At 68.4% G+C, this 11,931-nt stretch carries 12 protein-coding genes and 1 riboswitch; of the genes, 10 read left to right on the top strand and 2 right to left on the bottom strand.

Going from position 1 to position 11,931, the window contains the following annotated elements; all coding sequences use genetic code 11:
- Positions 1-81: 81 nt before the first annotated feature.
- Positions 82-1,200: a mannose-1-phosphate guanylyltransferase gene (locus tag AC3WLZ_RS04035; protein ID WP_412923808.1), complete on the bottom strand. Its 1,119-nt coding sequence runs from the start codon at positions 1,198-1,200 to the stop codon at positions 82-84.
- A 213-nt stretch (positions 1,201-1,413) separates the two neighbouring features.
- Here AC3WLZ_RS04035 and sdhC point away from each other — a divergent pair, with 213 nt between their 5' ends.
- From sdhC to AC3WLZ_RS03995, 8 genes are all read left to right on the top strand, one after another.
- A complete protein-coding gene (gene sdhC / locus AC3WLZ_RS04030; protein ID WP_013583715.1) occupies positions 1,414-1,848 on the top strand; it encodes a succinate dehydrogenase, cytochrome b556 subunit in 435 nt (144 codons plus the stop codon).
- Positions 1,848-2,303 (top strand): succinate dehydrogenase hydrophobic membrane anchor subunit, encoded by a 456-nt coding sequence (locus AC3WLZ_RS04025; RefSeq protein ID WP_412923807.1) that lies wholly within the window; start codon positions 1,848-1,850, stop codon positions 2,301-2,303. The genes sdhC and AC3WLZ_RS04025 overlap by 1 nt, the downstream gene beginning before the upstream one ends.
- 47 nt (positions 2,304-2,350) lie before the next feature.
- Positions 2,351-4,180, top strand: a complete 1,830-nt coding sequence (gene sdhA / locus AC3WLZ_RS04020) for a succinate dehydrogenase flavoprotein subunit (protein ID WP_492469158.1) — start codon at positions 2,351-2,353, stop codon at positions 4,178-4,180.
- A 1-nt stretch (position 4,181) separates the two neighbouring features.
- Positions 4,182-4,964 carry a succinate dehydrogenase iron-sulfur subunit gene (locus tag AC3WLZ_RS04015; RefSeq protein ID WP_492469157.1) on the top strand — a complete coding sequence of 261 codons (783 nt, stop codon included), beginning with the start codon at positions 4,182-4,184 and terminating at the stop codon, positions 4,962-4,964.
- A 117-nt stretch (positions 4,965-5,081) separates the two neighbouring features.
- A complete protein-coding gene (locus AC3WLZ_RS04010) occupies positions 5,082-6,278 on the top strand; it encodes a YihY/virulence factor BrkB family protein (protein ID WP_412923804.1) in 1,197 nt (398 codons plus the stop codon).
- 136 nt (positions 6,279-6,414) lie between these two features.
- A complete protein-coding gene (locus AC3WLZ_RS04005) occupies positions 6,415-7,263 on the top strand; it encodes an exodeoxyribonuclease III (RefSeq protein WP_492469155.1) in 849 nt (282 codons plus the stop codon).
- Positions 7,264-7,321: 58 nt separating this feature from the next.
- Complete coding sequence (gene trpS / locus AC3WLZ_RS04000; protein ID WP_492469154.1) at positions 7,322-8,326, top strand: tryptophan--tRNA ligase; 1,005 nt, start codon at positions 7,322-7,324, stop codon at positions 8,324-8,326.
- Positions 8,327-8,364: 38 nt separating this feature from the next.
- Positions 8,365-8,928: a GNAT family N-acetyltransferase gene (locus AC3WLZ_RS03995; protein WP_492469153.1), complete on the top strand. Its 564-nt coding sequence runs from the start codon at positions 8,365-8,367 to the stop codon at positions 8,926-8,928.
- Between the two features lie 102 nt (positions 8,929-9,030).
- Here the strand turns inward: AC3WLZ_RS03995 and AC3WLZ_RS03990 are convergent, their stop codons facing one another.
- Positions 9,031-9,615 (bottom strand): TetR/AcrR family transcriptional regulator, encoded by a 585-nt coding sequence (locus AC3WLZ_RS03990; protein ID WP_412923800.1) that lies wholly within the window; start codon positions 9,613-9,615, stop codon positions 9,031-9,033.
- 83 nt (positions 9,616-9,698) lie between these two features.
- Between AC3WLZ_RS03990 and AC3WLZ_RS03985 the strand changes: the two genes are divergently transcribed.
- Together AC3WLZ_RS03985 and AC3WLZ_RS03980 are read left to right on the top strand one after the other, a co-directional pair.
- Complete coding sequence (locus AC3WLZ_RS03985) at positions 9,699-10,721, top strand: aldo/keto reductase (protein ID WP_492469152.1); 1,023 nt, start codon at positions 9,699-9,701, stop codon at positions 10,719-10,721.
- A gap of 91 nt (positions 10,722-10,812) precedes the next feature.
- The gene (locus tag AC3WLZ_RS03980; protein ID WP_492469151.1) at positions 10,813-11,676 is read left to right on the top strand and encodes an Fpg/Nei family DNA glycosylase; all 864 of its coding nucleotides are present in this window, start codon (positions 10,813-10,815) and stop codon (positions 11,674-11,676) included.
- 69 nt (positions 11,677-11,745) lie between these two features.
- Positions 11,746-11,895: riboswitch (FMN riboswitch) on the top strand.
- Positions 11,896-11,931: the final 36 nt, after the last annotated feature.

Raw genomic sequence — 11,931 nt, 5'->3', positions numbered from 1 at the left:
AAGACGCAATCTCGCGTGACGCGCGCGCCACACAGCGACCGTCGATCCGGGACTGGATGCCTCGGACAGCGGCATCCAGTGTCAGAGGACGTCTCCGCGACCGGTGAGTTTGAGCGCGTCCACGACGCCCTTGACGCGCTGAGCGTGCTCGCTGGTGGTGACGAGAAGCGCGTCGGGGGTGTCGACCACGACGATGTCCCGCACCCCGATGAGGCTGATGACGCGCTTGGTCTGGGTCACGACGATCCCGCTCGAGGAATCGGCCAGGACACGCGCGTCCTCCCCCAGGATCGCCAGCTCGTTTCGCCCGCCGGAGGAGTTGAGCTTGGACAGGCTCGCGAAGTCTCCGACGTCATCCCAGTCGAAGTGGCCCGGGATGACCGCCAGGCGACCCTTCTCGGCCGCGGGCTCGGCGACGGAGTAGTCGATCGCGATCTTCTTCAGGCTGGGCCAGAGGCGATCGACCGCCGGGCCTCGGCGATCGCGGTCGTCCCACGCCTCGGCGAGCTCGATGAGTCCCGCGTGGAGCTCGGGCTCGTTCACCGCGAGCTCCGCCAAGAGGACATCGGCGCGGGTGATGAACATGCCCGCGTTCCAGAGGTACGCGCGGTCGGAGAAATACTCCTTCGCGGTGTCGAGGTCGGGCTTCTCGACGAAGCGCTCGACCGTGTACGCCTCGGGCGCCCCGTCGACGATCAGTTCGTCGGCCTTCTTGATGTAGCCGAACCCGACCGAGGGCTCGCTGGGCTGGATGCCGATGGTGCAGATGTAACCGGCGCGGGCGACGGCCACCGCCTGACGCACGGCGAAATCGAACTGTCGCGTCTGGCGGATCACGTGATCCGCCGCGAACGAGCCGATGATGACGTCGGGTTCGCGGCGCACGAGGATGGCCGCGGCCAGGCCGATGGCGGCGCTGGAGTCGCGCGGCTCGGACTCGAGGAACACGTTGTGGTCGGGCACGCCGGGCAGCTCGCGCTCCACCGCGGCGCGGTGCGCGCGGCCGGTGACCACGGCGATCCGGTCGGCACCGGAGAGCGGCGCGAGCCGGTCCCACGTGTCGCGGAGCAGGGTCTGCCCCGAGCCCGTCAGGTCGTGGAGGAACTTCGGGGCGTCCGCGCGGGAGAGCGGCCAGAGGCGGCTGCCGATCCCACCGGCGGGGATCACGGCGTAGAAGTCGTCGATAGCAGGTTCGGCCATGGCACCGACACTAACGGGCGAGCCGCCGCCCTCCCCCACCCGGCGGGAAACAAAATCGGGAAGAAACGGAGGCGAAACTATCTCGACATCGAGAGAGTGTTAGGCGACCCTCATCCCCCGGATTCATAGCCCCGACGTAGTATTCAGTCGCGCCCGTGTGACGCTCAGGGCCTGCGCAGGCCCCCACACCGTGTTCGATCAGGGAGGACGACCGTGTCAGCACCAGCACGTGCCACGCCGTCGGTGAAAGAGACCACCTCGAAGAGGCCACGCGGCACTCTCTACCGAGGCCGCGAAGGCATGTGGTCCTGGGTCCTGCACCGGATCACAGGCGTCGCGATCTTCTTCTTCCTCCTGGTCCACATCCTGGACACGGCCCTCATCCGCGTCTCCCCCGAGGCATACGACGCCGTGATCGGCACCTACAAGAACCCGATCATGGGCCTGGGCGAGGTCGCCCTGGTCGGTGCGATCGCCTACCACGCCTTCAACGGCCTGCGCATCATCCTGGTCGACTTCTGGCCGTGGGCCACGCGTCACCAGCGTCAGCTCTGGTGGGGCGTGCTGGGCCTTTGGGTCGTCACGATGCTCGGCTTCACGCCGCGCCACCTCATCAACGTCTTCAGCGCCGTCACGGGGAGCCACTGATGTCCGTCGCCCAGGAAGCCAGCACGATCCCCGCACCCCGCACGCCCGCCGTGCGGAAGAAGGGCTCCAACCTCGAGAAGTGGGGATGGATCTACATGCGCGCCTCGGGCGTGCTGCTGATCGTCCTGATCTTCGGTCACCTCTTCGTCAACCTGATGACCGGCGACGGCATCCACCAGGTCGACTTCGCGTTCGTCGCCGGCAAGCTCTCCTCGCCGTTCTGGCAGTGGTGGGACGTGCTGATGCTCTGGCTCGCGCTCATCCACGGCGCCAACGGCATGCGCACCATCGTCAACGACTACGTCACGACGCCCCAGGTCCGTCGCATCCTCGTCGGCGCGATCGTGCTGTCCGCGGCGTTCCTCATCCTGCTCGGCACGCTCGTCGTCTTCACCTTCGACCCCTGCCTCGGCGTGACCGAGAGCAGCTCCCTGTGGGAGATCTGCCAGGCGTGAGCCGAGGCATCCTCCTTCCCGACTGAGACAGCAGAGGCTTTGCACACGTGAGCACCCAGAACAGCGCGGACACGATCGTCAAGGACGGCGTGCACTACCACCAGTTCGACATCGTGATCGTCGGCGCCGGCGGCGCCGGGATGCGCGCGGCGATCGAAGCCGGGCCGGGAGCCAAAACGGCCGTCATCTCGAAGCTCTACCCGACCCGCTCGCACACGGGCGCGGCGCAGGGCGGCATGGCCGCGGCGCTCGCGAACGTCGAAGAGGACTCGTGGGAGTGGCACACCTTCGACACGATCAAGGGCGGCGATTACCTCGTCGACCAGGATGCCGCCGAGATCCTCGCCAAAGAGGCGATCGACGCGGTCATCGATCTCGAGAACATGGGCCTGCCGTTCAACCGCACGCCCGAGGGCAAGATCGATCAGCGTCGCTTCGGCGGGCACACCGCGGACCACGGCAAGACGCCCGTCCGCCGAGCCTGCTACGCGGCCGACCGCACCGGCCACATGATCCTGCAGACGCTGTTCCAGAACTGCGTCAAGCTCGGCATCAACTTCTTCAACGAGTTCTACGTGCTCGACCTCATCACGGTGAAGGACGACGCGGGCAACACCCAGGTCGCCGGCGTCGTGGCCTACGAGCTCGCCACGGGCGACCTGCACGTCTTCCAGTCCAAGGCGGTCGTCTTCGCCACCGGTGGCTTCGGCAAGATCTTCAAAACCACGTCGAACGCCCACACTCTCACCGGCGACGGCGTCGGCATCGTGTGGCGCAAGGGCCTGCCGCTGGAAGACATGGAGTTCTTCCAGTTCCACCCGACCGGCCTCGCCGGTCTCGGCATCCTGCTGACCGAGGGCGCCCGCGGTGAGGGCGCGATCCTGCGCAACGCGAGCGGTGAGCGCTTCATGGAGCGCTATGCGCCCACGATCAAGGACCTGGCGCCTCGCGACATCGTCGCGCGCTGCATGGTCCAGGAGGTCGCCGAGGGTCGCGGCGCCGGCCCGCACCGCGACTACGTGCTGCTGGACTGCACGCACCTGGGCGCCGAGGTCCTCGAAACCAAGCTCCCCGACATCACCGAGTTCGCCCGGACGTACCTGGGCGTCGACCCGGTCGTCGAGCCGGTTCCCGTGATGCCGACCGCCCACTACGCGATGGGCGGCATCCCCACGAACATCAAGGCCGAGGTCCTGTCCGACAACGACACGGTCGTGCCCGGTCTGTACGCCGCGGGCGAGTGCGCCTGCGTCTCCGTGCACGGCTCCAACCGTCTCGGCACCAACTCGCTGCTCGACATCAACGTCTTCGGCAAGCGTGCCGGTCGCAACGCCGTCGAGTACGTCCAGACCGCCGACTTCGTCGCCCTCCCCGAGGACCCGGCGAAGGAGGTCCGCGAGATGATCGAGGGCCTGCGCAACAACGGTGGCACCGAGCGCATCGCGGTCCTGCGCAAGACGCTGCAGGACGAGATGGACAAGGGTGCTCAGGTGTTCCGCACCCACGACTCCCTCGCCGAGGTGCTCGACATCATCGCCGACCTGCGCGAGCGATACAAGAACATCCACGTCGACGACAAGGGCAAGCGGTACAACACCGACCTGCTCGAGGCCGTCGAGCTCGGGTTCCTCCTCGACCTCGCCGAGGTCGTCGTCTATTCGGCGCAGAACCGTGAAGAGAGCCGCGGCGGTCACATGCGCGACGACTTCCCGACGCGCGACGACGAGAACTACATGCAGCACACCATGGCGTACCTGACCGGCGACCCGCACTCGTCGCACCCCGCCGACCGCATCGAACTCGGCTGGAAGCCCGTCGTCTTCACCAAGAATGACGCCGGCGAACTGCGCTACCCGCCCCTGGAGAGGAAGTACTGAGATGGCATCCACCGTCCTTGAGACCGTCGACACTTCCGACGACGTCGAGCAGACCCCGGAAGACACCGGCATCCAGTCGTTCCTGGTCACGTTCAACATCCGCCGCTTCGATCCCGAGGTCGACGAGGAGCCGCGTTGGGTCGACTACGACGTGGAGCTGTACTCCACCGACCGCGTTCTCGACGCCCTGCACAAGATCAAGTGGGAGGTCGACGGCACGCTGTCGTTCCGCCGCTCGTGCGCGCACGGCATCTGCGGATCGGATGCCATGCGCATCAACGGCCGTAACCGTCTGGCCTGCAAGACGCTGATCAAGGACCTCGACATCTCGCAGCCGATCTACGTCGAGGCGATCAAGGGCCTGCCGCTCGAGAAGGACCTCATCGTCGACATGGAGCCATTCTTCGCCTCCTACCGCGAGGTGCAGCCCTTCCTGATCGCGAACAGCAAGCCCGAGCCGGGCAAGGAGCGCATCCAGTCGATCGTCGACCGCGAGGTCTTCGACGACACCACCAAGTGCATCCTCTGCGCCGCGTGCACCTCGTCGTGCCCCGTGTTCTGGACAGACGGCCAGTACTTCGGCCCCGCGGCGATCGTCAACGCGCACCGCTTCATCTTCGACTCGCGCGATGACGCGGGCGATGTGCGCCTCGACATCCTCAACGACAAGGAAGGCGTGTGGCGTTGCCGCACCACCTTCAACTGCACCGAGGCGTGCCCCCGCGGCATCGAGGTCACCAAGGCCATCGCCGAGGTCAAGCAGGCGGTCCTTCGCGGTCGCTGAGCCTGGTCTTCTCGAACGGCGGGTGCGCTTCGGCGCCCCGCCGTTCGTCGTTGCGAGAGGACGCGGCGCGAGGCCGGACGCATGCCGGCCGAGGCATCCATTCATTAGGCTCGTCAGGTGAACGACCGCCGCGACCCTCGACCGCTGCCCGGCGCGGCCAGCGAGGAGACGTCGCTGCGCGAGCGTCTCGAGGCGGCGCAGAGCGCCGTGCGAGGACGTCTGGATCAGCCCCTCGCGCGGGCCGCGAAGGTCGCGCAGCTGTTCCCGGTGCGCGTGTGGCGCCACTTCCTGCGGCACAACGGATTCCTGCTCGCCGCCGGGATGAGCTATCAGGGCCTGTTCGCCATGTTCTCGGCGTTGTACCTCGCCTTCGCCGGGGTCGGCATCTGGCTGGGCGGCAGCAAGACGGCGATCGACGGGCTCATCCGCATCGTCAACAGCTACATCCCCGGCATCATCAGCGCGAACGGCCTGGTCAAGCCCGAGCAGGTCGAGGCAGTGGCGCAGGAGAGCGGCAAGCTCCTCGGCGTGACCGGTGGTGTGGCCGGCGTCGTCGTCATCTGGACGACCATCGGGTTCGTCACCTTCACCCGGCGGGCCGTCCGCGACACCTTCGGTCTCCCCTTCGATCTGCGCAACTATCTCCTGTTGAAGGCGCGCGATTTCTTCGCGTCGGTGCTGTTCGGCGTCGCGTTGCTGATCGGCGCTCTGCTCGGCTCGGTGACGACGGGCGCCGTCGACCTGATCTTCGGTCTCATCGGCTGGACGCGCGAGACCGCGTGGTGGTCGCTCGGCGCACGGGGCGTGTCGCTGATCATCGCGTTCGGCGTGAACACCCTCGCCCTGGCGTCGCTGTTCCGCTTCCTCACCGGCACGGCGCTCACCTGGCGGCGCACCTGGCCCGGCGCGCTCGTCGGCTCGGCCGGACTCGTCGTGCTGCAGGTCGCCGCGGGTTTCCTGTTCGTCTACACCCCCTCGAACCCGCTGCTGGCGACATTCACGGTGCTCATCGGGTTCCTGCTGTGGTTCCGGCTCGTGGGGATCGTGATCCTCGTCGCCGCCGCGTGGATCGCGGTGGCGGCCGACGACCGGGACGTGCCCCTGCGCTCTCCCGAGGATCGGCGGGCGATGGAGCAGACCGCCCTCGTCATCGCCGCGCAGGTCGCCGTTCGCGAAGCCGAGGAACGAGCAGCGCTCGCCCCCTGGCCCCGGCGGTGGATGGCTCGGCGCCGCCTCCGGGCCGCCCGAGCCCACCTGGCACGGCTGGAGGCGGAACTGCCCGCACCGCGGCGTTCGACCCTGCTGCTGGATTGAGCGCGGTCGACCGGCGCCGCGGGTGGCGGGGCGGCGACGCCCGGCGCCGCAGGTGGCGGGGCGCCGGAGCGGCCGCGATTCGGCGGCAGGTCGGCCCACGCCTCGCCATGTCGGAGGCCGCCGTTAGGCTCGACGGGTGGCTCGTTCCGTACGCATCGTCTCCGTCAACGTCAATGGCATCCGTGCCGCCGTCCGCAGGGGCATGACTGAATGGCTCGACGCCTCGGGCGCCGACATCCTCGCCCTGCAAGAGGTGCGGGCGACCGCCGAACAGCTCGCCGAAGCCCTTCCCGGGTGGCAGATCGTCAACGACGAGGCCCTGCAGAAGGGCCGCGCGGGCGTCGCGATCGTCAGCCGCCTGCCCGGCGTCGAGACGCGCACCCACCTCGGCCCCGAGCCGCTGGACGCCTCGGGCCGCTGGATCGAGACCGACTTCGACATCGACGGCGAGACCCTGACCGTCGTGAGCGCTTACGTGCACAGCGGTGAGGTCGACACCCCGAAGCAAGACGCGAAGTGGTTGTTCCTGGATGCCATGGAGGCGCGTCTCGCCGAGCTGGCGGCGACGCAGCCGTTGGCCATCCTCATGGGCGACCTGAACGTCGGGCACCGCGAGCTCGACATCAAGAACTGGAAGGGCAATCGCAAGAACGCGGGGTTCCTGCCGCGCGAACGCGCCTACTTCGACCGGTTCTTCGGGCCCGCGGGCGAACAGGTCGAGGGAGTCGACGGCTCCACCGGGCCCGGGCTCGGATGGGTCGACGTGGGCCGTCGCCACGCGGGCGAGGTGGAGGGTCCCTACACCTGGTGGTCGATGCGGGGAAAAGCGTTCGACAACGACTCGGGCTGGCGGATCGACTATCACGTCGTCACCCCCGCCCTGGCGGAGCGGGTCACCGGCTACCGCGTCGACCGCGCCCCCTCCTACGACACGCGATGGAGCGACCACGCCCCGGTCATCGCCGACTACACGCTCGGCAGATGAGTCCCGCGGCGGCAGCCGCGCCATGATCCGCACCGGCTGAGCGCCCTAGGATCATACGGTGACCCAGCAGCGCCTCTACTCCGGAATGCAGCCCTCCGCCGACAGCCTCCAGATCGGCAACTACATCGGGGCCCTTCTGCAGTGGCGCGCGCTGCAAGACGAGTACGACGCGTTCTTCTCCGTCGTCGACCTGCACGCCCTGACCCAGCCCGGCGACCCTGCCGAGCGTCGCGAGAAGACGCGTCGCACCGCGGCGCAGTACATCGCCGCCGGCATCGAGCCGTCGCGCTCGACGCTGTACGTGCAGTCGCATGTCCCGGCGCACGCCGAATTGCAGTGGGTGCTGTCGACCCTGACGGGCTTCGGCGAGGCCGGACGCATGACGCAGTTCAAAGACAAGTCGGCCCGCTACGGCGCGGATGCCACGAATGTCGGCCTTTTCACCTACCCGGTGTTGATGGCCGCCGACATCCTGCTGTATCAGACCGACGTCGTGCCGGTCGGCGACGACCAGAAGCAGCACATCGAGCTCACGCGCGACCTCGCCGAGCGCTTCAACCAGCGATTCGGTGAGACCTTCACGATGCCGAAGCCGATGATCCAGCGCGAGACGGCCCGCATCTACGACCTGCAGAACCCGACGTCCAAGATGTCGAAATCGGCCGAGTCCGACGCGGGCGTGCTGTGGATGCTCGACGAGCCGAAGGTGAGCGCGAAGAAGATCATGCGCGCCGTCACCGACTCGGAGGGCGCGGTGCGCTTCGATCGCGAGGCCAAGCCGGGTGTCTCGAACCTGCTCGTGATCTATTCGGCCCTTACCGGCCGCGAGGTCTCGTCGATCGAGGACGAGTACGCCGGGCGCGGCTACGGCGACTTCAAGAAGGGCCTCGCCGAGGTGGTGGTCGCCGAGTTCGAGCCGGTGCGAGAGCGCGCCCTCGAGCTGCTCGACGACCCCGCCGAACTCGACCGCGTCCTGGCGTCGAACGCGGAGCGGGCGGCATCCGTCGCCGAGAAGACCCTCGCCGACGTCTACGACCGCGTGGGTCTGCTGCGCCGCGGTTGATCCCGGGCTCCGCCACCGACGGCCGATACCGTGGGCGGATGGAGCCCGACCACCTGTACACCGCCCGCCTGGAGCTCTCGGCCCCGACGACAGCCGACATCGCGTCCATCCATGCGGCGTGTCAGGATGCCGACCTGCAGCGCTATACGACGGTTCCGTCCCCGTACCTGCTCGAGGACGCAGTGCGCTTCGTCGAGCTGACGGGCGAGTGGTGGGCGGACGGGACGCAGCCCACATGGGCGATCCGACGCGACGGGCGCCTCGCGGGAATGATCGGTCTCGCGAAGCTCGACAGCGGCGCGCCCGAGATCGGCTACTGGGTGGCGCGCGAATCGCGGCAGCAGAGGGTCGCCGTCGAAGCGGCCGCCGCCGTGATCGATTGGGCGTTCGCCGAGGACCGACCCGCGGTCGAACGGATCGAATGGCGGGCGGTGGTCGGCAACATCGGCTCGGCGCGGATCGCCCGTCGTCTCGGCTTCCGCTACGAGGGTCTGCTCCGTCACGCGCACATCAACAGCCTCGGTCGCGCCGACCTGTGGATCGGCGGGCTTCTGCGGAACGACGACCGCATAGCTCAGGACTGGCCGCTCGCCCTCGGCTGAAGGCCGACCGCCGCGGGCCACGGGCCACGGCGATTCCGTCGCGGGCGAGCGCGACTCGAGACGTCATCCGACGAACGACAGCGACCGCGCCGGGCGGCCGTCTCAGTCGCCGCGCCGTTCCTCCGGCGGGGTGCGCAACCCGTCGAGCAGCAGCCGGACCATCTGGTTCGGGCTGCCGTCGTTCGACGGCGCGCGGTGGCTGAGATCGGCGACGGCCATCAGGAAGTCGAGCGGATCGACCCCGGCCCGCACCTCCCCGCTGGTGGCGGCGGCGTCCAGCAGTGTCGTCATCGCCGGCCCGAGCGTGTCGATGAGATGTGCGGGCAGCGCCGCGAAGGCGGGATCGTCGGAGTGAAGCGCGGCGGACAGCCCCTGCTTCGTGGCGACGAACCGCGTGAACCTCTCCACCCAGAGGTCGAGGGCTCGGCCGGGCGGGTGGGCGGCTGCGAGCTCAGCCGCCGCCGCCGCGGTCGCGTCGATCTCACTGGTGAAGACTGCGGCGACGAGCGCTGCACGATTGGCGAAATGCCGATAGAGCGTGCCGACGCCGACACCAGCCTCGGCCGCGATCTCGCGGGCCGGTGCGTCGACACCGGAGCGCGCGAAAACGTCCCGCGCAGCGTCGAGCAGCGCGTTGAGGTTCTGCCGCGCATCCGCCCGTGCGGCCCGAGCCCGCGTCGCCGTCATGATGACCCCTTGCATAAACGGAACAACGTTCCGTATAGTGCTTGATACGGAACAACGTTCCGATACAGCTTAGAGGAGCCGCCATGCAGTACCGAAACCTGGGACGCACCGGAATCAAGGTGACGCCGTTCGCACTGGGCGCGATGATGCTCGGCTCGTTCGGGAATCCCGACCGAGAGGAGGGCATCCGGATCATCCGTCGGGCCCTCGACGCCGGAATCAACGTCATCGACACGGCTGATCGCTACGGAGACTCCGAGGAGGTGGTCGGGGAGGCGATTCAGGGACGGCGTGAAGAGGTCGTCCTCGCGACGAAGTTCTTCGGACCGGTGGATGACGACATCAACCACCGCGGTGCGTCCCGGCGCTGGATCGTCCAAGCGGTCGATCGCTCTCTGCGGAATCTGCGCACCGACTGGATCGATCTCTACCAGCTGCATCGCCCCGACCCCGACACCGACATCGAAGAGACATTGTCCGCGCTCACCGATCTGGTCCACCAGGGGAAGGTACGCGCGATCGGTACGTCGTCGATGCGGGGCTCGGAGATCGTCGAGGCGCAGTGGGCGGCGGAACGCCGAGGGTTCGAACGCTTCCGCACCGAGCAGCCCAACTACTCGATCCTCGATCGCGAGATCGAGCGGGAGATCCTGCCCGTCGTCCAGCGCTACGGAATGGGCTCGCTGGTCTACAGCCCGCTGGCCGGTGGAGCGCTGAGCGGCCGCTATCGCGCCGGGCAGGAGAACGCGACGTTCCGCGCACAGACGGGCATGCGACACTTCCGCGATGAGCGCCGGCTCGCCGTCATCGAGCAGCTGGTGGAACTGGCGCAGGATGCCGGTCTGCCGTTGTCCCATCTCGCGATGGCCTTCGCGATCAGCCACCCCGGAGTCACGGCGGCCATCGCCGGCCCGCGGACGATGGAACAGCTCGAGGACACCCTGTCGGGCGTGGGCGTCGTCCTGAGCGACGACGTTCTGGACCGGATCGACGAGATCGTCCCGCCCGGCGAGTCCATCGGCGCGATGGACATGGTCTACCGCGGGCCCGAGGTCTCCGATCCCCCGCTTCGACGGCGCCCCCTCCCGAGTCGCTCAGCGGCGTGACGGCGAGGGTCATCGGCAACGACCCGATGACCCTCCCGCCTGCCGCGCCACCCCCTCCCCGCCGGTGGGGATGGATGCCATGATGTGTCCCATGCCCGAGATGCCCGAGGTTCAAGGACTCGTCGAGTTCCTCCGCGGCTGCATCACGGGGCTGACGGTCGCGAAGGCCGCCGTGTCGGCGATCAGCGCCCTCAAGACGTATGACCCGCCGATCGACGCGCTCGTCGGCTCGGCCGTCACCGGCGTCGACCGCCACGGCAAGTTCATCGACCTCACCGCGGGCGGCGACATCCATCTGGTGTTCCACCTGGCCAAGGCCGGATGGCTCCGGTGGTACGACGCGCTGCCGACGACGCTCATCAAACCGGGCAAGACCCCGATCGCGCTGCGCGTGGGTTTCAACGACGGCTCGGGGTTCGACCTCACCGAGGCCGGGACGAAGAAGTCGCTCGCGGTGTACGTCGTCCGCTCTCCCATCGACGTGCCCGGCATCGCGCGTCTCGGGCCCGATCCCCTCGACGCCTCCCTCGACCGCGACGCGTTCGCGGCGCTGCTCGCGGGCCGTCGCACCCAGATCAAGGGCGTCCTGCGCGACCAGTCGATCATCGCCGGTGTCGGGAACGCGTACTCCGACGAGATCCTGCACGCCGCCAAGATGTCTCCGTACGCCCTCGCCGCCGCCCTCACGGACGCCGAGATCGACACGCTGTACGCGGCGATGATCAGCACACTGACCGACGCGATCGAGGCCGCCCGCGGCAAGCCTCCGGCGGATCTGAAGGATGCCAAGCGCCGAGGCATGCGCGTGCACGGTCGACGCGGCGAGGCGTGCCCGGTGTGCGGCGACGAGGTACGCAGCGTGTTCTTCGCCGACAACTCCCTCGAGTACTGCCCCACGTGCCAGACGGGCGGCAAGATCCTCGCGGACCGGCGACTGTCGCGGCTGCTGAAGTAGCACGGTTTCGCCCAGAGTCGGCGGGAATGAATCCGTGTCGGCGGTGTTGATTAGACTTCGAACAAGCAATACGTGCTCCGGGGTCGGTGTGAATCCGAACCGGCGGTGACAGTCCGCGAACCCTTCCGCATCACGCGGTGGGGCCGATCCGGTGGAATTCCGGAACCGACGGTGATGAGGCGAGAGATCTCCTCTAGTCCGGATAGGAGGCAGCACGGTCGGCGCGCTGCGTCGTCCTGCCCTCCTGCCCCGTTG

Source organism: Microbacterium sp. FW305-3-2-15-F-LB2, from assembly GCF_058787255.1.
Note: the sequence above shows the minus strand (reverse complement) of the source record. Positions and strands in the feature narration are given on the sequence as shown.

What these genes read in the sequence shown, in the direction of transcription:
- AC3WLZ_RS04035 (WP_412923808.1), bottom strand. Translation starts at nt 1,200, where the DNA reads ATGGCCGAACCTGCTATCGACGACTTCTACGCCGTGATCCCCGCCGGT.
- AC3WLZ_RS04025 (WP_412923807.1), top strand. Translation starts at nt 1,848, where the DNA reads ATGTCCGTCGCCCAGGAAGCCAGCACGATCCCCGCACCCCGCACGCCC.
- AC3WLZ_RS04015 (WP_492469157.1), top strand. Translation starts at nt 4,182, where the DNA reads ATGGCATCCACCGTCCTTGAGACCGTCGACACTTCCGACGACGTCGAG.
- AC3WLZ_RS03995 (WP_492469153.1), top strand. Translation starts at nt 8,365, where the DNA reads ATGGAGCCCGACCACCTGTACACCGCCCGCCTGGAGCTCTCGGCCCCG.
- AC3WLZ_RS03990 (WP_412923800.1), bottom strand. Translation starts at nt 9,615, where the DNA reads ATGACGGCGACGCGGGCTCGGGCCGCACGGGCGGATGCGCGGCAGAAC.
- AC3WLZ_RS03985 (WP_492469152.1), top strand. Translation starts at nt 9,699, where the DNA reads ATGCAGTACCGAAACCTGGGACGCACCGGAATCAAGGTGACGCCGTTC.
- AC3WLZ_RS03980 (WP_492469151.1), top strand. Translation starts at nt 10,813, where the DNA reads ATGCCCGAGATGCCCGAGGTTCAAGGACTCGTCGAGTTCCTCCGCGGC.